19 protein-coding genes are annotated in these 18,161 nt (G+C 34.7%); 9 read left to right on the forward strand and 10 right to left on the reverse strand.

Going from position 1 to position 18,161, the window contains the following annotated elements:
- Positions 1-837, reverse strand: an 837-nt coding sequence (locus ABD745_RS01105; RefSeq protein WP_344823899.1) for an SDR family oxidoreductase, incomplete at its 3' end; no start/stop codon positions are given.
- A gap of 80 nt (positions 838-917) precedes the next feature.
- On the opposite strand from ABD745_RS01105, the gene ABD745_RS01110 reads away from it, so the two are divergent.
- Positions 918-1,286: a winged helix-turn-helix transcriptional regulator gene (locus tag ABD745_RS01110; RefSeq protein WP_344823902.1), complete on the forward strand. Its 369-nt coding sequence runs from the start codon at positions 918-920 to the stop codon at positions 1,284-1,286.
- Between the two features lie 49 nt (positions 1,287-1,335).
- Here the strand turns inward: ABD745_RS01110 and ABD745_RS01115 are convergent, their stop codons facing one another.
- On the reverse strand, positions 1,336-2,388 hold the full coding sequence (locus ABD745_RS01115; protein ID WP_344823905.1) for an NAD(P)-dependent alcohol dehydrogenase: 1,053 nt from the start codon (positions 2,386-2,388) through the stop codon (positions 1,336-1,338).
- Between the two features lie 29 nt (positions 2,389-2,417).
- Positions 2,418-2,822, reverse strand: a complete 405-nt coding sequence (locus tag ABD745_RS01120; RefSeq protein ID WP_344823908.1) for a cupin domain-containing protein — start codon at positions 2,820-2,822, stop codon at positions 2,418-2,420.
- A gap of 131 nt (positions 2,823-2,953) precedes the next feature.
- On the opposite strand from ABD745_RS01120, the gene ABD745_RS01125 reads away from it, so the two are divergent.
- Together ABD745_RS01125 and ABD745_RS01130 are read left to right on the forward strand one after the other, a co-directional pair.
- Positions 2,954-3,856 carry a helix-turn-helix domain-containing protein gene (locus tag ABD745_RS01125; protein WP_344823911.1) on the forward strand — a complete coding sequence of 301 codons (903 nt, stop codon included), beginning with the start codon at positions 2,954-2,956 and terminating at the stop codon, positions 3,854-3,856.
- A gap of 110 nt (positions 3,857-3,966) precedes the next feature.
- Entirely contained in the window at positions 3,967-5,295 is a 1,329-nt protein-coding gene (locus tag ABD745_RS01130; RefSeq protein ID WP_344823914.1) for a carboxylesterase family protein, read from the forward strand.
- A 171-nt stretch (positions 5,296-5,466) separates the two neighbouring features.
- On the opposite strand, the gene ABD745_RS01135 is transcribed toward ABD745_RS01130, so the two are convergent.
- From ABD745_RS01135 to lpxK, 5 genes are all read right to left on the reverse strand, one after another.
- Positions 5,467-6,927 carry an alpha-amylase gene (locus ABD745_RS01135; protein ID WP_344823916.1) on the reverse strand — a complete coding sequence of 487 codons (1,461 nt, stop codon included), beginning with the start codon at positions 6,925-6,927 and terminating at the stop codon, positions 5,467-5,469.
- Positions 6,928-6,982: 55 nt separating this feature from the next.
- Positions 6,983-8,080, reverse strand: a complete 1,098-nt coding sequence (dinB, locus tag ABD745_RS01140; RefSeq protein ID WP_344823918.1) for a DNA polymerase IV — start codon at positions 8,078-8,080, stop codon at positions 6,983-6,985.
- Positions 8,081-8,182: 102 nt separating this feature from the next.
- Positions 8,183-8,698 (reverse strand): TlpA family protein disulfide reductase, encoded by a 516-nt coding sequence (locus ABD745_RS01145; RefSeq protein ID WP_344823922.1) that lies wholly within the window; start codon positions 8,696-8,698, stop codon positions 8,183-8,185.
- 103 nt (positions 8,699-8,801) lie between these two features.
- Positions 8,802-9,617 (reverse strand): purine-nucleoside phosphorylase, encoded by an 816-nt coding sequence (locus tag ABD745_RS01150; protein ID WP_344823925.1) that lies wholly within the window; start codon positions 9,615-9,617, stop codon positions 8,802-8,804.
- Positions 9,601-10,626, reverse strand: coding sequence for a tetraacyldisaccharide 4'-kinase (lpxK, locus tag ABD745_RS01155; RefSeq protein WP_344823929.1), 1,026 nt, complete (start codon positions 10,624-10,626; stop codon positions 9,601-9,603). Before lpxK ends, ABD745_RS01150 begins: the two co-directional genes overlap by 17 nt.
- Positions 10,627-10,753: 127 nt before the next feature.
- On the opposite strand from lpxK, the gene truA reads away from it, so the two are divergent.
- The 5 genes from truA to ABD745_RS01180 all read left to right on the forward strand — a co-directional run bounded on the left by truA (position 10,754) and on the right by ABD745_RS01180 (position 15,532).
- Positions 10,754-11,488 (forward strand): tRNA pseudouridine(38-40) synthase TruA, encoded by a 735-nt coding sequence (gene truA / locus ABD745_RS01160; RefSeq protein ID WP_344823932.1) that lies wholly within the window; start codon positions 10,754-10,756, stop codon positions 11,486-11,488.
- A gap of 162 nt (positions 11,489-11,650) precedes the next feature.
- On the forward strand, positions 11,651-11,992 hold the full coding sequence (locus ABD745_RS01165; RefSeq protein ID WP_344823935.1) for a hypothetical protein: 342 nt from the start codon (positions 11,651-11,653) through the stop codon (positions 11,990-11,992).
- Positions 11,993-12,051: 59 nt separating this feature from the next.
- Entirely contained in the window at positions 12,052-12,639 is a 588-nt protein-coding gene (locus ABD745_RS01170; protein WP_344823938.1) for a Crp/Fnr family transcriptional regulator, read from the forward strand.
- A gap of 86 nt (positions 12,640-12,725) precedes the next feature.
- Positions 12,726-13,496 carry an alpha/beta hydrolase gene (locus ABD745_RS01175; RefSeq protein WP_344823941.1) on the forward strand — a complete coding sequence of 257 codons (771 nt, stop codon included), beginning with the start codon at positions 12,726-12,728 and terminating at the stop codon, positions 13,494-13,496.
- 272 nt (positions 13,497-13,768) lie between these two features.
- Entirely contained in the window at positions 13,769-15,532 is a 1,764-nt protein-coding gene (locus ABD745_RS01180) for an ABC transporter ATP-binding protein (protein WP_344823944.1), read from the forward strand.
- Between the two features lie 45 nt (positions 15,533-15,577).
- Here ABD745_RS01180 and ABD745_RS01185 read toward each other — a convergent pair whose 3' ends face one another.
- Positions 15,578-16,183 (reverse strand): class I SAM-dependent methyltransferase, encoded by a 606-nt coding sequence (locus ABD745_RS01185; protein ID WP_344823946.1) that lies wholly within the window; start codon positions 16,181-16,183, stop codon positions 15,578-15,580.
- Positions 16,184-16,591: 408 nt separating this feature from the next.
- Here ABD745_RS01185 and ABD745_RS01190 point away from each other — a divergent pair, with 408 nt between their 5' ends.
- Positions 16,592-16,804: a hypothetical protein gene (locus tag ABD745_RS01190; RefSeq protein WP_047399394.1), complete on the forward strand. Its 213-nt coding sequence runs from the start codon at positions 16,592-16,594 to the stop codon at positions 16,802-16,804.
- Positions 16,805-16,865: 61 nt separating this feature from the next.
- Here ABD745_RS01190 and ABD745_RS01195 read toward each other — a convergent pair whose 3' ends face one another.
- Positions 16,866-18,158, reverse strand: a complete 1,293-nt coding sequence (locus ABD745_RS01195) for an MFS transporter (protein ID WP_344823949.1) — start codon at positions 18,156-18,158, stop codon at positions 16,866-16,868.
- Positions 18,159-18,161 lie beyond the last annotated feature (3 nt).

Raw genomic sequence — 18,161 nt, forward strand, 5'->3', positions numbered from 1 at the left:
AATCTCGCCATTAACAACAGAACCATGCTCAATAAAATCCTTTTGAACAATACCTTTTCTCAAACCTAATCCCATTTCCGTATATAATTCTGCAATTTCTTGTGGAAGACCAGCCTGAAGCATTCCGTTTAAAGAATCTTCATCTTTAAACTCAACCCACGGAAGTTCGGGTTTTCCGATGGCAGCACCGAAAAATTTAGCTAAATCACTTGCTGAACGAACATCACTTACAATATATCTTACATTTTTGCCCTCAGAATTTTTCACCAATTCTTCTGCAGCAGCTTTAGCAATATCTTTAGGATGAACCAATGGAATTTGAGTATTCTCAGGATAATTTCCGCCGATAATTCCTGCGTTTTTAATTAAAGGAATATCATTAAAGAAATTAATATAAAAATATCCTGCTCTTAAAAAAGTTACAGAGGTGTTTTCCAATTCGTTGTAGAATTTTTCGATGAAATGAAGACCTTTTATCGGGCCATTTTCAACCGGAGATTCAACGCCGATACTGCTCAGCATAACAACTTTTTTCACTCCAGTTTTCTTGATAGCTTCTGCATAATTTTTTCCGGCATTAATAGTGTTTTCAACAATATTTTCAAATCCCATATTCGGAGGTGTCATTAAAAATGCGACATCAGCTCCGTCAAAAGTCTTAACTAAAAAATCTAGATTTGTAATCGAACCGATTGCTGCTTTTGCACCTAAAGTTTCAATTTCACTTTGTTTAGATTCGTTACTGCTGATTACGGTAATATCATGTCCTTCGTTGATTAATTGTTGAGCTAATGGTTTTGCTACATTTCCTAATGAACCTGTGATTATAATTTTCATAATAAATATTTTTTTATTTCCTGATACAAAGGTATATTTGTACTTACTTTTATACAAGTACTTACCCTAAAGTATGTATTATGGCAGAAATTAAAGAAAGTTCGACAATTCAGCAGAATAAGAAATATGCACTGGATTCCTGTCCTGTAACTTACGTTATGGAAAAAATTGGTGGATTCTGGAAACCTATTATTTTATACCATCTTTCGAATGGTGATAAACGATATAGCGAATTGAAACGAGCCATTCCGGCGGTGACAGAAAAGATGTTAATTCAACATTTGAAGCAATTGGAAAACGACGGATTAGTAATAAGAACGGCAAAACCGGTTGTTCCACCCCATGTAACTTACGAATTAAGTGAGGGTGGAAAAGGCTTAATTCCCGTCATTCATGCAATGGCGGAATGGGCTTTTAAGGATATGGAGGGAAAGTATAAATGCAAATAAAAAAGGTTCTTCAAATCGAAGAACCTTCCTATTTAAAAATAAACGAGAATTATAAAGATTGCATATCAATCACGAAACGGTATCTCACATCGCTTTTCAGCATTCTTTCGTATGCTTCATTGATATCCTGCATTTTGATTAATTCAATTTCAGAAACGATATTGTGTTCACCACAGAAGTCTAACATTTCCTGAGTTTCGGCAATACCACCGATTACAGAACCGGCCACCGATCTTCTTCCAAGAATCATCGGAACAGTTTGTAAAATAGGTTCTAATCCGCCTAAATATCCTACAATAACTAAAGTTCCGTTAATATTTAAAGTTGAAACATAAGGATTTACATCGTGTACATAAGGAACGGTATCGATAATTAAATCATATTTTCCTTTTACAGCTTCCATTTGAGAATCATCTGTAGAAATAACTACATGATCGGCTCCCAATTGTTTTGCATCGTCAGTTTTCCCCGGAGTTCTTGAGAATAAAGTTACTTCAGCTCCCAGACCTTTTGCTAATTTGATCGCCATGTGTCCCAATCCTCCAAGACCTACAACCGCAACTTTTGAATTTGGACCAACATTCCAGTGTCTTAATGGTGACCAGGTTGTAATACCTGCGCAAAGAAGTGGTGCAACTGCTGCCAAATCTAAGTTTTCAGGCACTTTTAAAACAAAACCTTCCGTTACAACTACTTTTTGAGAATAGCCACCAAGAGTATGACCTCCCAAATGCACGTCTTTTCCATTGTAAGTTCCTGTAAATCCGTTTAAACAATATTGCTCTAAATCATGTTTACAGCTTTCACAATGTCCGCAAGAATCGACCATACAACCAACTGCTGCCAGGTCACCAACTTTAAATTTCGTTACCTCGTCTCCGATTTTAGTGATTCTACCAACAATTTCATGTCCGGGAACTGCAGGATACATTGCTCCGCCCCAGTCGTTACGCGCCGTGTGAAGATCAGAATGACAAACTCCGCAATATAGAATTTCAATTTCTACATCTTTTGGTGTTGTTTCCCTTCTTTCAATATTCATTTCTTTTAAGTCTGCCGTTGCCGACTCTGCTCCGAAAGCTTTTACCGTAAATGTGTTCATTTGCTTTTTAATTAAGTATTAGTTTAAATTTATAAGTTGTTATATTCTTCGTCAGTTACCGGTTCCCGCCATTCTACAATACCGTTTTGAGTATTGAGATTAATAGCAATGTGGGTAAACTCACTATCCGGATCTGCACCATGCCAGTGAACAATATCTGGAAGTATATTCACCACATCTCCCGCCTTCAAAATTTGAGCAGGCTTACCTTTTTCCTGATAAAATCCTGTTCCTGAAGTTACAATTAAAATCTGCCCGCCGCCATGAGAATGCCAGTTATTTCTGCATTTTGGTTCGAAAATTACGTTTCCAATCTGGCAGTTCAGTTCATCTGCATTGGGTTTTAAAATCTGTACCCATGCAGTTCCGCCTGAAAAATATTCAGAGGGAGCTTTTTCTCCTTTTGGAAAAATGTTTGTATTAAATGTTTCCATAACAATGCAAAAGTCGATACTTTTAGATTAGTAACACTTATATAAATTACGGAATGATTTACCAATTTTACCGACAGCATAAAAGGTACGAAAGAAAGTGGTAATTTTGAATAAGTTTAAAAAGGTATTTCATGGAAAATCAGGAGATTGAAGTTTACAATAGTGTTTCAGAATATAATAAAATGGCGAATCACGAGACATTACACCCGTTGGTAAGTGTGATTGATTTTTCGAAATCTGATCCTATTTGTCAATTTAGAAGAACTTTTGGTTTTTATACTGTTTTTTTGAAAGACGTCATGTGTGGAGATATGCAGTACGGGAAAAATAGCTATGATTATCAGGAAGGTACATTGGTTTTCATTGCACCCGGACAGACTTACGGAATTTATAATGAAGGAAAATTTATTCAGCCTGCAGGTTTTGCATTAATATTTCATCCTGATTTAATAAAAGGCACCAATCTTGGTAAAAATATAAAAGATTACAACTTTTTCTCCTATGAAGTGCATGAAGCATTACACCTTTCAGAAAAGGAAAGAGAAATTATTTTAGAATGTTTTAAAAATATCAAACACGAGCTTGCACAGGCAATTGATAAACACAGTAAATCCTTAATTGTCAATAATATTGAACTGTTTTTGAATTACTGCATGCGTTTTTATGATCGTCAGTTTATTACCAGAGATCATGTCAACCAGGGAGTTATCGGTAAGTTTGAAAATCTTTTAGATGGATATTTGAAATCCGAAAAGCCTAAAAATATCGGTTTCCCGATGGTTAATTATTTTGCAGAACAACTAAATCTTTCGGCGAACTATTTTGGTGATATTATCAAGAAAGAGCTGGGTATTTCTGCACAGGAATTCATTCATAATAAATTAATTGATGTTGCAAAAGAACAGATTTTTAACCCTGAAAAATCTATCAGCGAAATTTCTTATGATCTGGGATTCAAATATCCACAACATTTTACACGTCTTTTCAAAACTAAAGTTGGTATTTCTCCAAGTGAGTATAAAAATTTAAACTAAGAAATTAAATACGAATTAATATTTGAGAAAATTTGCATTGAAATTAGTAGCATTTGTGTTTAAAAAACAAAAAATCACTAATTTTAATATGATATAAATTTTGTTTTTGGATGACAACTCAGCAAAATATAGGAATTCATACATTTAATACAACTTTCGGGAAAATTTTAGGCTTAAAAGAGAATGGTGTTATTAAGGCTAAAAGTATTCGTTATGCCCGTTCTGAAAGGTTTAAAATGCCAATTCCTGTACAATCCATAGAATTCGAGGATATTGTAGATAAAACTCCTGTCTGTCCGCAACATATAAGTCCGCTTCTGGAAAGATTAATTGGGAAAACGGATATTGATAAGTTTGAAGCAAACGAATCATCACAATTTTTAACCATTACCCGTCCCGAAATTATTAAAGAAAATGAAAAGCTTCCCGTTGTAGTCTGGATTCATGGAGGTTCGTATGAAATTGGCTGTGGCGATCTTCCTACTTCTGATCCTACAGTCTGGGTAAAAGAGCAGAATATTATTGTTGTCGCTGTGACCTATCGTTTGGGGCTTTTTGGATTTTTAGGTGGAAATGAAGAAAGACCTGCAAATCTGGGATTATTTGATATCATTAAAGCATTACAATGGATTAAGAAAAACATTCAAGATTTTGGTGGAGATCATGAGCATATTACGCTTTTCGGTCAGTCTTCCGGAGGTGATGCGATTGCCCATTTGATGATTTCTGAAGGGGTTGAAAATTTGTTTCAGAGGGTAATTATTCAGAGCGCACCTTTAGGTTTTCGACATAAAAGAAATAAAATGTCTTCCGAATTTTTCCGAAAAACAGAATTTTTGAAAGATGAGCCGGATCCTTTGAAAATGGTTGAAGAATATGCAAATTTTTTACCTTCTTTTAGAAAATACGGATTAAAAACTTCGATGCCTTTTTGTACTCAATATGGCTATCCGCCTTTATGTAAAGAGGAAGAAAGCTTATCCAAATGGAAAGAAAATGCAAAAAAATATAATGTTTTGATAGGTTTTAATAATGACGAAACCGCTTTTTATGTAAAAACTGCCCAAAAAGGAATTTATACTTATTTACATCATAAAATTTTGGATAAAATAGTTCGGAAAACAACAGAATTTATTTACGGAAAACCGACGGATATTTTTGCTCAAAATTATGCGGAGGGTGGCGGAAATATTTATCAGTTTAAAATTAATTCGACCTTAAAAAACAATTATATCGGAGCTTCTCACTGTATTGATCTGCCTTTAATCTTTGAAAATAGAGAAGCATGGAAATCTTCAGAATTGCTGAAAGATGTTCCTTGGGAATATATTCAGGAAAATGGTAAAAAATTGCGTTCACTTTGGGCAGAATTTGCCAGAACAGGAAAAATTTCAGATAATTCTGAAAGACCTGAAATTCTTGAACTCCGAAAAGTTTAGTTTTGATTTTATTACAAAAATTTATGCGGCTTATTTGTCATTCTGTAGGAATCTAGACATAGTTTTAGAATTATTTTTAATTATAATAGTCGAGATTCCTACGGAATGACAAACTTTACGGATTGTTGCATATCTTCCAGCTTCTAGCATCCATCTTCCAGCCAAAAAAAGCTATTCAGCAACCCAAACACTTACATTCCCCGCAGGAACGGGAAAGTTTCCCCACCCGTTTTTATCGATGATCACTTTTTCTTCGCTTCTTCCAAGCAGATCATAAAAGACTTTTCCGATATATTTTTCGCCCATTTCCATAGGTTTTTCGTAAGCGTCTTTATTGCTCAAAACTACCGCGCAACCTGAATGTTCATCATCACCTTCACGTACCCATCCTAAACAATTAGAGTCTTCAAAATAATCTTTTTGCTCGCCGTAAGCATGATCTTTTCTTGCTTTCAAGAGTTCTTCAATACCGTCTACTTTATTCAAAAATATTTCCTGATCGTTTCCTTCTTTATCTTTATCAACATAATGTGCCCCGTACAAATCAGGATAAAAAATACATGGATAGCCGTTTTGTCTGAGTAAAATTAAAGCATAAGCAAGAGGTTTAAACCATTCTTCAACCGGTGCTTCCAAATCCTGTAAAGGTTGCGTGTCATGATTATCAACCAGACTTACTGAGTGAAGCGGATCTACCTGAGTAAGAGTACCCTCAAGAATTTTTCTTAAATCATAAGAGCCTCCTTCTTTAGAAGCCGTGTGAAAGTTATTCTGTAACGAACTGTCAAACAGACTCATGCAGCCTTCCGTAACTTCAATATATTTTTGGAGTAAATTCAGATATCCCGGAGCCCAATATTCGCCGACAGCAAAAATATTTTTTCCTGAATTGGAACGGAGCAGGGTGATCCATTCTTTATAAAAGTCAAAAGAAATATGTTTTAAAGCATCTAGTCTTACGCCATCAAAATCAATCTGGTCAAAATACCATTTTGCCCAGTTATTCAGCTCTTCGCGTACATGGGGATTACGATGTTCGATGTCGTTGTACATCAGATAATCGTAGTTTCCTTTTTCATCGTCGATCATTTCTTCCCAATCGGTCCCATATTCATTTTTAATTTTAAAAATATGGGAATCCATTCCTTCTGCATAATCTACGCCGCTGAAACACATGTAATTCCATTCAAATTCGGAATATTTCTTTTTACGGCCAGGAAATGTAAATTTGGTATAAGACTGAATTTCTATGTCTCCGGAAATTATTTTTTCTCTGTTATTCTCATCAACTTTTACAGCTTTAAAAGTTTCCAGTTCATCACCACCGGCTTTATGTCCTAAAACAATATCTACAATAACCTGAATATTTTCTTTTTTTAGAGCTTTAGCAGCTTTAATATAATCGTTTTTAGTTCCGTATTTTGTGGGAATGCTTCCTTTTTGGTCAAACTCTCCAAGATCGAAAAGATCATAAGCATCATAACCGATAGAATATCCTCCGCTTGTACCTTTATAAGCTGGTGGAAGCCAGACTGATGTTATTCCTAATTCTGATAAATATTTTGCCTGTTTTTCAGCTTCCTTCCATAGTTTTCCTTCTCCTTCCGAGTACCAGTGGAAAAATTGAATCATCGTTTCATTCATAAATTGAAAATTTGGTTATTACAATATAGTGAAAAAAATCAATTTATTGATCTTCAAATTCTTTAAACGGAATTTTTAGTTGAACTGATACCAGCTTTTTTTCTTCTGTATTAAGATGGGAAAGCGATAACCCCAACAATCTTACAGGTTTGTCGAAAGGTCGGAGTTCCCAAAGTTTTTTTCCGGTTTTGAAATATTGTTCAGCCGATGAAAAATATTCTTCTTTCGTAATACTTCTTGTGAAAAGCGAGAAATCTTTATATTTAATTTTCAAGGTTAAGGATTTTCCGAGAATATTATTTTTTTGTAAACGGTTGTAAAGTTCTTCACTTAAGCTTTCAAGTTTTTCATCGACTTGCTGTTCATCGAAAAGATCTTCAAAAAAAGTTCTTTCTACGGCAACACTTTTTTGAATTCGATGAGGTTTTACTTCGGAAGTGTGAATTCCACGAACTACATTGTAATAATAAGCTCCGGATTTTCCGAAAAGACGGGTAAGGTCTTCAATCGATCTTTTCTTTAAATCCTTTCCTTTAAAAATGCCTAAACTAAACATTTTATTAGCAGTAACTTTCCCTACACCATAAAATTTTTCGACAGGTAATTCTTCCAGAAATCCCTCTATTTTATCGGGATGAATAGTTTTTTGTCCGTTCGGTTTATTGATATCTGATGCAACTTTTGCTAAAAATTTATTAACGGAAATTCCGGCAGAAGCAGTTAATCCCGTTTCTTCAAAGATTTTTTGTCGAATTTCTTTGGCTATCTGATTGGCAGATTCTATTCCTTTTTTATTTTCGGTAACATCAAGATACGCTTCGTCCAAAGAAAGAGGCTCAACCAAATCGGTATATTCATGGAAAATCTCCCGAATTTTTCTTGAAATCTCTTTATAACGCGGAAATCGGGGAGGAACAAAGATGAGATGCGGGCATTTTTCTTTCGCTGTTTTACTGGGCATCGCAGAACGTACTCCGAATTTTCTGGCTTCATAGCTTGCCGCAGAAACTACACCGCGATGTTCTCCACCGACAGCAACGGCTTTTCCTTTCAATGCAGGATTGTCATGTTGCTCCACAGAGGCATAGAATGCATCCATATCGACATGAATTATTTTGCGGATGGGAAAAGGAAAATCCATACCGCAAAGATATGGATTCCTGTATTTTTATCAGGCTGCAGAATTTAGATTTTAGGTGTCAGTTTTAAAATCAAATCTTCTACATTTTTAATATTTAAAGGTTTATTTCAAAAGGTTATCAATCGTACTTTGAATTTCAGGATCTTCTGGTGTGATTGCATAATATTTTGCAATCGCAGATTTTTGATCGATCACCATATATCTTGGAATCCAATTGAGATCAATATAGTTATTAAAGTCATTTTTCCAGCCGGAAGAGAACCAATAATTTTCTTTATCCTTCATTTCAAATCTCTCCAGACTTTTATCAAAACCCTCTTTGGAACGGTCTAATGAAAGAAACACAAAATCAATATTTTTGTTAGTTTCTTCTAATTCTTTAGCTTTTGGAAGAGCATTAAGACAATCTCTGCACCAACCTGCCCAAAAATCAATCACCAAAACTTTTCCTTTATGCTGATCTAAAATTTGCTGAATGGTAATGCTTTTTCCTTCTTTATCTTCTAGTTTTTGGTTTAAAGCTTCTTGGGAAAAGCTCGTTTTAAGAACTTTCGGAACCTGTTGAGAACAGCCTAATCCAAAAACTCCGATCATGAATAATAACAGTAATTTTTTCATTTTTCAATCTCATTTTATGCAAATCTAAACAATGCAATGCAATTGGGGATTGATTTCTGATGAATTAATAAAAATTTATGAGATTGAAGATTTCTATGAATGTTTAAGAGTAATTTTTCACCAAACCTTTCACGACAACAATTACGTTCGGCATTGCTTTATTCGCCGCATTCAAAACCTCTTCATGAGAAACAGAATGTGCAATATCCGGTCCGCCTAAATCGGTAATCACAGATATGCCAAAAACGTCCATTCCCATATGTTTGGCAACGATAACTTCGGGAACGGTGCTCATTCCTACCATATCTCCACCGATTGCTTTTATCATTCCGTATTCTGCGGGAGTTTCAAAAGTTGGTCCTTGTAAGGCTACATAAGTTCCCTGATGGATTTTAATATTATTTTCGGAAGCTGTTTTTTCGGCAACGGAAATCATCTTTTTGCTGTATGATTCGCTCATATCAACGAAACGAGGTCCTAATTCATCAATGTTTCTGCCACGAAGAGGATGTTCAGGCATCATGTTGATATGATCTTTTAGAATGGCAATGTCTGCAATGTTATAGCTTTTATTTATTCCGCCGGAAGCATTGGAAAGAATCAGGTTTTTAATTCCTAATAAATGAAAAACTCTGATCGGGAAAACGACGGTTTCAATAGAGTGACCTTCATAATAATGAAAGCGTCCGCTCATCATTAATACTTTTTTACCTTCCAGAATTCCATAAATTAATTTCCCGCCGTGACCAACAACTGTGGTTTGAGGAAAATTCGGAATTTCAGAATATTCTAAAGTATGAATTGCTTCAACTTCGTCCTGCAATTTTCCCAATCCCGATCCTAAAACGATTGCGAAATCAGGTGTTTCTTTAATGATGTTTTTTATAAACTCTGCAGTCTGCTTAATTTTTTCTAACATAATCTAAGATGATTTGATTGAATTCTTCCTTTTTATCAATAATCACATTAATAGGCCAGTAGTAAACAATATCTCTAAGATAATCAAAAGTTTTAAGACGTACGTAATCTTTTTCTGTCGTTAAGATTAATTTATATTCGCCCAGTTTTTTGTATTCGGCAACGATTTTTTTAATATCATCTTCCGTAAAATTATGATGATCCCTGAACTTTAAATGTTTGACACGCTGTGAGAATTTTGCCAGATGCGCCAACAAAGGTTTTGGATTGGCAATTCCTGTAATCAGAAGAATGTCATAATAATTCAGGTTGTTGTCAGGAAGTATTTTTTCTTTTCCGTACACATTTTCGTCGTAACCGATGGATGAAAAGAAAACTTTCTGGGTACGATCCGGTCTTATTCTCGAAATGTAATATTGCTTGGTTTCCTCAGTCAGTTCATCCGGACATTTGCTCACCATGATGATATCTGCTCTTTTTGATCCCGCTCTGGATTCTCTCAAATCTCCGGCAGGAAGAAGATGATCTTTAAAATAAGGATCATTAAAATCTGTCATTAAAATATTGAATCCAGGTTTAATCGCTCTGTGCTGCATGGCGTCATCCAAGACCAAAACATCAAGATCCATATCTTCGATTACTTTTTTTGCACCAGGAACTCTTTCTTCGGAAACTGCGATCACAAAACGATTTTTAAAGCGTTCAAACAACTGCATTGCTTCATCACCTACCATTTTGTAGTTGCTGTCATAGTTCGTTATGGCATAACCTTTCGTCAATCTTCCATAACCGCGGGAAAGTACTCCTGTTCTGTAATGTTTAGCTAAAAACTGAGCAAGATACATTACCATCGGCGATTTTCCGCTTCCGCCCACAGAAAGGTTTCCGACACAGATTATCGGAGTTTTGAATTTAGTAGATTTAAAAATTCCCAGATCATACATTGTGTTTCGGATACCCGTTACCATATGATAGCCGAGGGAAAAAGGATAGAGGTACCATCTTTTCATACGTTTGCAAAAATAGGAAATTTCATATGGATTTGGCTTAATATGGTAGCTACTTTTCAATATTTATTTTAAAAATTCTATTCATGATTATTAAATTAAAGTATTTTTGTAGAGTTATATTATTACATTGAGATATTTTATTGAATTTTCCTACAACGGTAAAAATTATTTCGGCTATCAGATCCAGCCGGATGCCATTTCTGTGCAGGAAGAATTGGAAAAAGCGCTTTCGACTATTTTAAGAGAAGAAATTAAAACAACAGGAGCCGGAAGAACAGATACAGGAGTTCATGCAAAGAAAATTTTCGCCCATTTTGATACTGAAAAAGTTTTGGATGATGATCTTCCGCGTAGGCTGAACAGTTTTCTTCCGCCAGATATTTCAATTAAAAGAATTTTTAAGGTGAAGGATGATTTTCATGCCCGTTTTGATGCAACTTTCAGAACGTATGAGTATTATATTAATTTAGAAAAGAATCCGTTCACCACAGAATCAGCTTGGCAGCATTGGAGAAAATATCTGGATATTGATAAAATGAATGAAGCCTGTAAGATTTTGTTTGAATATGAGGATTTTACAAGTTTTGCAAAATTAAAAACCGACAACAAAACCAATATCTGCAAAATGTACAAAGCAGAGTGGGTGCAAAATGGAAGCGAATTGAAATTTACAGTTTCTGCAAACCGTTTCTTACGAAATATGGTAAGAGCAATTGTCGGAACAATGGTAGAAATCGGTTCAGGAAAAATAAAGCCTGAAGATTTACGAAAAGTGATTGAAGATAAGCATCGTAATTCAGCAGGAACTTCTGCACCCGCACATGGCTTGTATCTGGTGGATGTGGGCTATGATTTTGATTAAAGTTGGCTTAAAAGTAAAGCATTACTTTTGTCATTTCGTAGGAATCTCAGCAAAGATTTCACGTAATAACTTTTAAAACTAAGCCTGGATTCTTATGGAATGACAAATAAGATGATTATTTCTGAAATTAATATTTAATAATATAAAAAAACTAATAACATTATGATGGGAATTTTTATTCTGATCGCCGCATATAGATATTATGCAAGACTTGCCGAGAAATTCAGAAGAACGAAATGGCATTATGGCTTTTTTGCAATAGGAGTTTATTTAGGAACTCAATTGTTTTTCGGTTTTGGCTACGGTATTTATAAAGGAATTACAGATCCTGCTTCTTTGGATGATTCTAATTTTATGGCATTTTCAGGAATTAATCTTGTAAGCTGGCTTATTTCTATTGTTGCGGTTTGGGGAGTTTACAAATTTCTTGAAAACAAATTTGAGAAAGACAACTTGAAAAAGCCGGCTTTAGAAATCGAAGAAATCGGAAAGAAAGAATTGTAATAAATGATGGTGGCTAATGTTTTTAAAGTCACCATTTTTAATTTAATAAAACTAAAACCATGGATGAAATAGAAAAACTAGCCTTCGCACTCAATCATTTCGCTGGTCTTACGGAGGATGATTTTAAATTATCCGAAGACTGTTGGCTACCCAAAAACTATAAAAAAGGAGATTTTTATAATCTTCGCGGAACAGTTTGTACCTATTTCGGATTTATTGTTGACGGCGTTTTCCGTTCTTATACCATTGATGAAAAAACTGGGGAGGAGAAGAATGTTTTCCTGTATTCTGCGAATGGTTTTGTGGTTTCTTTTAAAAGTTTTATCAATCAGATACCTTGTGATTATCATACTCAGGCTCTTACGGATGCTTCGATTATTTATATCCGCTATACAGATTTGCTTGCCTTGTATCATCAGTCGCACCGATGGGAGAAATTCGGGAGGCTTTTGGCGCAGGAAGCATTTAATATTACCATGTCGAGAATTGAAGGATTTATTTTAAAATCTCCTGAAGAAAGATATTTAGACCTGATAAAACAGCATCCTGATATTTTTAATAATGTTCCGTTATATCATATTTCTTCTTATTTAGGCATTCAGGGACCATCTCTGAGCAGAATCAGAAAAAGAATTTCGGGTAAGTAATACGATTTTAACCAAGGTTAAAATTATCCTCATTTAATTCGCGGAACTTTGTCTCATAATTTAAAACCAATTAAAAATAAAAAGTTATGAAAACAAAAACTATCGTATTAATTCATGGATTATTTGTGAACAATACAAGCTGGAAAGAATGGAAAACTTATTTCGAAGCTCAAGGCTACAACGTACATACTCCGGCAAATCCCGGACATGCGGGAAATCCGGTTGATTTAAAGAAAAACATTCCGTCAGATTTGAAAGACGTAGGTTTCGATGATGTGGTAAAATATTTATCAGCATTTATTGATACACTTCCTGAAAAGCCAATTATCATAGGACATTCATTTGGAGGACTGATGGTTCAAAAATTAATTGATATGGGGAAAGCGGTTGCCGGAGTAAGTATCGATGGTGCACCTCCCAAAAACGTTATGGCTCCTTTCTCTACCGTAAAAATCGTTTGGCCGGTTGTGAATTTCTTTAAAGGAAATACAACATTTTTAGGATCAAAAGAATGGTATCATAAAGCATTTTTTAACAATTATTCAAAAGCTGAAAGCGACAAATTATATGAAACCGTTGCTGCACCCGAAAGTAGAAAGTTGGCGAAAGATCCATTATTCAAATCTTCTGCAAAATTAGATTTAAAGAAACCTCACGAACCATTATTATTTATTGCAGGTTCTAATGACAATATTTTCCCTGCAGAGTTTTCAAGAAAAATAGCAGGAGCCTATAAAGACAAAAACAGTGTTGTTGATTTCAAAATATTTGAAGGCAGAAGTCATTTCATCGCCGGAGAAAAAGATTGGGAAGAAGTTGCAGGATATGTTTTGAACTGGTTGAAAAAAGTAAATTAATAAATAGTTATATAGAATTGAAAAGAGACGGCTTGGGAAGAGCTGGTCTCTTTTTTTGTAAAGTCTTAAAATCCAACCTTCAAGGTTTTCAAAACCTTGAAGGTTTAGATTAGTTGGAGATTGTCATTTAGCAAAACAAAAAACAATCTATACCATAAATAACAGCTATCTGAATTTTTCATCGGGAATTCATCAAGTTGTAAAGCCTGTCAAATTTTAAAGTCTTATTTTTGCAGAGAATTTTTAAAATTAATTCTTCTTCAATTCGTACAATGAAAAAACAAGATACCTGGGGAATTGTAAAGAGGCTGTTCTTTATAGGAATGAAGTTTCGTTCTTGGTTCATCCTTACTTTAATCATCTCCATCATACTGGCAATAGTTTCTACTTACAGACCTTATCTTACAATGGAAGTTGTGGATAATGATATCACAAAGCTGAAAGATAAAGCTTTAATGATGAAGCATATTTATATTTTGGTGGGTTTGGTGTTTGCGGAAACGGTCTTAAACTTTTTCTTAGTGTATTTCTCCAATTATATTTCCCAGAATGTGATCAGAGATATCAGAGAAAGGCTTTACAGTAAATTGATATATTTCAGAACGTCATTTTTTGATAAAACTCCGATCGGACAATTGGTAACAAGAGCAGTTGGTGATGTTGAAACCATTGCAACGGTTTATACAGACGGTTTCCTGATGGTTTTCGGAGATGTTTTAAGAATTATTTTTGTACTGGTGATGATGTTCAGTACCAATGTTCACCTGAGCTATATTACGCTTGCTATTTTGCCTTTAATGGTGGTGATCACAAGATTTTTCCAAAAAAGACTGAAAACAGCATTTGGTGACGAAAGAACATGGACGTCAAACCAAAACTCTTTTGTTCAGGAAAGACTGGCGGGAATGCCGATTATTCAGGTGTTCAACAGACAAGGTTCTGAGTTTAAAAAGTTTGATGATATTAATATTACTTTGAAAGGAGCGTTATTGAGAACGGTTTTTATTTTCTCATTATTTTTTCCTGTGGTTGAATTGATTTCTTCACTTTTTATTGGATTTATCCTTTTCTATGGAGGGTATATCACGATCAGTGCAGGTGTTGTGATTGCGTTTATTCAATATATTTCTATGTTGATTCGTCCTTTAAGGCAGATTGCCGATAGATTCAATAATATTCAAAGAGGAATTGTAGGTGCAGAACGTGTTTTAGGCGTTATGGACGAAGATTACGCCATGCCGAATAACGGAAAAGTTGTTAAGGAAAATTTCGATGGTAAAATTGAATTTCAGGATGTGCGTTTTGCATACGATGATAAACAGGAAGTTTTAAAAGGAATTGATTTTAAAGTAAATCCTGGGGAAACTGTTGCTATTGTCGGTGCAACCGGAGCCGGAAAATCTACTATTATCAGTTTAATTACTAGGCTTTATGATATCAATTCAGGAAATATTTTAATTGATGATGTTGATCTTAAAGATTATGAACTGTATTGCTTAAGAAGTCACATCGGAGTTGTTTTGCAGGATGTTTTCCTGTTCCACGGAAGTATTTTTGAAAACCTTGCTTTTGGGGACGAAAGCATTACTTTAGAAAAAATAAAAGCCGGCGCAAGAGAAATTGAAGTAGATGATTTTATCGAAAGTCTTCCGGGAGGTTACGATTATGTGGTAAGCGAAAGAGGTTCATCGATTTCTTTAGGACAGAGACAGTTGTTGTCGTTCCTGAGAGCTTATTTGTCTGATCCGAAGATTTTAATTCTGGATGAAGCAACATCTTCCATCGACCACGAAAGTGAAAAGCTGATCCAGAGAGCGACGGAAAAAATTACAAAAAACAGGACGTCAATTATTATCGCACACAGGCTTTCAACGATCGAAAAAGCCGATAAAATTATTGTTATGGAGCACGGAAAAATTGTTGAAGAAGGGAAGCATCTGGAACTTCTTGATAAAAATGGTTATTATTCTACTTTGTATAAAGCTCAGTTGAGACATGAAGTGGAAATGGAGGAAGAAGAAAGCTCAAAATCTTAAATAAGATAAATTATAGAAAAAGAGAGTCAGAAATGGCTCTCTTTTTTATTTCTTCTTAAAACCACAAACCACAAAATTCTGTAAGGTATCAAAAGGCGTTGCGTGATCTTCTTTAATACAATGAATGGTTTCAAAACTCCTTTCAAATTGTTTTGCCATCGATTGTTCATCATATTGGGTAATTTTCAGCCCGCTGCATTTTGTCGGTCCGTCTTTTGAAAATGTTCCTAGAACCATGAATTTTGAAACCGCTTTTTCTGTAATTTCAACATATTTCGAAATCTGTTCCGGATTTGTCAGAAAATGAAAAGCTGCTCTGTCGTGCCAGATATCGTAAGTTTCTGTGGGCTCGAATGCTGTAATATCAGTTACGATCCATTTTATTTTTTTTGCTTTTTCACCTAATCTTTCTTTTGCTTTTTCCAGCGCTTTTTCAGAAATATCAAGAACGGTGATGTTTTCGTACTCTTCATTCAAAAGAAAATCTACAAGATTACTGTCTCCACCGCCAATGTCAATGATTTTCGCCCCCTTTTTTAAGCCGAAAGAATGGATAAAATCCAGGGAAGTCTGAGGTTTTTTCTGAGTCCAGCTTACCTGATCCGGGTTTTTGGTTTCGTAGACATTTTTCCAATGGTTTTTATTTGTCATATCAAATATTTAAAAAACTAAGTTAAATTTTTAGCTTTATTTATCGAACATTCTGCCGTAAAGTTATAGAGATTATTTCAAAAAATGAGCTTATATCTTATATTCTGATTTAAGTTCAAAAATAATATATTGATTTGCTTTTTTACTTGTGAATATTACGAAAATGCCTTTAAAATAAGGATTTCAAGATATTTGTTTAATTTTTTTTATAAATATTAAATCTAAACAAAATCCATATCTGTTGTGAAATTGGTTTTTTATTTTATGAAAAATTGCAAAAATGTTAACAAATGTTATGATTGAATGAATAAATTCATTAACTTTATTCTAAATTTAAACACTACCCCTTTAAAATGGTAGGGTGTTTGATAATAAATAGTAATTTTTTAATTAAAACCAAAAATATAGATGAAGAATATCCAAGATGAATTTCAGGTCTTTAGAGACGAATTAAGAAAGTTGAATATCGAAGTACAAAAAGTGGTAAAAGTGGGGAATGGAAGTATGGATTTCCACGAAGTTTTTTACAAGTCGCCAAGGTATGAAGATGTGAAAAGTGTGTATGTTCAGCGACATAATCTGGACAATATTCTTGAAAAATTCAAGCAAGCCTATCATTAAAAAATAGAACGGGCGGCTCAGAGAATCTGAGCCGCCCGTTTTTTTTATTTATCAATTTAAATCAGTCTTTATCCAAAGTTGAAGTTTTTTTAGTGTCTTTCATTCCTGCATACACAACGAATGAAAAGAAAATACAGGCCGTAATGTACCAGTAGAAATAATGTTCCACATTTGCCTGCTTAAACCAAAGTGCAATATATTCAGCAGTTCCACCGAAAATCGCAACGGTCAAAGCATAAGGCAACCCAACTCCCAACGCTCTTATTTCAGAAGGAAAAAGTTCAGCTTTTACAACTGCATTGATCGAGGTATAACCGCTCACAATAATCAAAGCTGACATGATTAAAAAAAATGCGCCCCACATTGAAGTGGTCGTACTCAAAGCATTCAGAAGGGGATAAGTGAAAACAGTTCCTAAGATTCCGAAGCATAAAAGTAATGGTCTTCTTCCTATTTTGTCCGACAAAGCTCCAAAAACAGGTTGTAAACACGCAAAAATAAACAGTGAAATAAACGAAATTAAAGTAGATTCTTCTTTAGTGAGATGAACCGTATTCACCAAGAATTTCTGCATATAAGTCGTATAAGTGTAAAATGCCAACGTTCCGCCTAAAGTCAGCCCTATAACAGTTAATAATGCTTTCGGATGCTTTAATAATTCCTTTATTGAGCCTTTTTTATTTTCACTGACGTCTTTTTTATTCTCAAAAGCTTCAGTTTCGTGAAGGTTTGCCCTTAAATATAAGGCAATCACAGAAAGCAAAGCCCCGATCACAAAAGGAATTCTCCATCCCCAATCTTCAAGCTGAGTTTCCGTTAATAATAATTTTTGTAAAATCAATTGAATTCCCAACGCAATCAATTGTCCGCCAATCAACGTTACATATTGAAAACTTGAATAAAATCCTCTTCGCTCTGGAGTTGCCATTTCGCTGAGGTATGTTGCAGAAACTCCGTATTCTCCGCCAACACTTAATCCTTGCAATAGTCTTGCAACCAACAATAATAGTGGTGCTAAAACTCCGATTGTTTTGTAAGTTGGAGTTAAAGCAATCAATAAAGAACCGAATGACATTAATAAAACCGAAAGTGTCATCGCTTTTTTTCTTCCGATTCTGTCGGCAATACTTCCAAAAAGCCAACCTCCGACAGGTCGCATCAGAAATCCGACAGCGAAAATTCCTGCCGTATTTAAAAGTTGCGCCGTCATATCCGAATCCGGAAAAAATGAATGCGAAAAATAAATGGCAAACGCAGCATAGGCGTACCAATCATACCATTCTACCAAATTTCCTATCGATCCGCCGACAATGGCTTTAATTCTTTGGGCTGTGGTGATTTGTGATGAATTCATGAA

The sequence above is a fragment of the Chryseobacterium ginsenosidimutans genome (assembly GCF_039536845.1).
Taxonomy (GTDB): Bacteria; Bacteroidota; Bacteroidia; order Flavobacteriales; family Weeksellaceae; genus Chryseobacterium; species Chryseobacterium ginsenosidimutans_B.

What these genes read in the sequence shown, in the direction of transcription:
- ABD745_RS01115 (WP_344823905.1), bottom strand. Translation starts at nt 2,388, where the DNA reads ATGAACACATTTACGGTAAAAGCTTTCGGAGCAGAGTCGGCAACGGCA.
- ABD745_RS01125 (WP_344823911.1), top strand. Translation starts at nt 2,954, where the DNA reads ATGGAAAATCAGGAGATTGAAGTTTACAATAGTGTTTCAGAATATAAT.
- ABD745_RS01185 (WP_344823946.1), bottom strand. Translation starts at nt 16,183, where the DNA reads ATGACAAATAAAAACCATTGGAAAAATGTCTACGAAACCAAAAACCCG.
- ABD745_RS01195 (WP_344823949.1), bottom strand. Translation starts at nt 18,158, where the DNA reads ATGAATTCATCACAAATCACCACAGCCCAAAGAATTAAAGCCATTGTC.
- ABD745_RS01165 (WP_344823935.1), top strand. Translation starts at nt 11,651, where the DNA reads ATGATGGGAATTTTTATTCTGATCGCCGCATATAGATATTATGCAAGA.
- dinB (WP_344823918.1), bottom strand. Translation starts at nt 8,080, where the DNA reads ATGGATTTTCCTTTTCCCATCCGCAAAATAATTCATGTCGATATGGAT.
- ABD745_RS01135 (WP_344823916.1), bottom strand. Translation starts at nt 6,927, where the DNA reads ATGATTCAATTTTTCCACTGGTACTCGGAAGGAGAAGGAAAACTATGG.
- lpxK (WP_344823929.1), bottom strand. Translation starts at nt 10,626, where the DNA reads ATGAAAAGATGGTACCTCTATCCTTTTTCCCTCGGCTATCATATGGTA.
- ABD745_RS01120 (WP_344823908.1), bottom strand. Translation starts at nt 2,822, where the DNA reads ATGGAAACATTTAATACAAACATTTTTCCAAAAGGAGAAAAAGCTCCC.
- ABD745_RS01130 (WP_344823914.1), top strand. Translation starts at nt 3,967, where the DNA reads ATGACAACTCAGCAAAATATAGGAATTCATACATTTAATACAACTTTC.
- ABD745_RS01180 (WP_344823944.1), top strand. Translation starts at nt 13,769, where the DNA reads ATGAAAAAACAAGATACCTGGGGAATTGTAAAGAGGCTGTTCTTTATA.
- ABD745_RS01175 (WP_344823941.1), top strand. Translation starts at nt 12,726, where the DNA reads ATGAAAACAAAAACTATCGTATTAATTCATGGATTATTTGTGAACAAT.
- ABD745_RS01150 (WP_344823925.1), bottom strand. Translation starts at nt 9,617, where the DNA reads ATGTTAGAAAAAATTAAGCAGACTGCAGAGTTTATAAAAAACATCATT.
- ABD745_RS01145 (WP_344823922.1), bottom strand. Translation starts at nt 8,698, where the DNA reads ATGAAAAAATTACTGTTATTATTCATGATCGGAGTTTTTGGATTAGGC.
- ABD745_RS01110 (WP_344823902.1), top strand. Translation starts at nt 918, where the DNA reads ATGGCAGAAATTAAAGAAAGTTCGACAATTCAGCAGAATAAGAAATAT.
- ABD745_RS01190 (WP_047399394.1), top strand. Translation starts at nt 16,592, where the DNA reads ATGAAGAATATCCAAGATGAATTTCAGGTCTTTAGAGACGAATTAAGA.
- ABD745_RS01170 (WP_344823938.1), top strand. Translation starts at nt 12,052, where the DNA reads ATGGATGAAATAGAAAAACTAGCCTTCGCACTCAATCATTTCGCTGGT.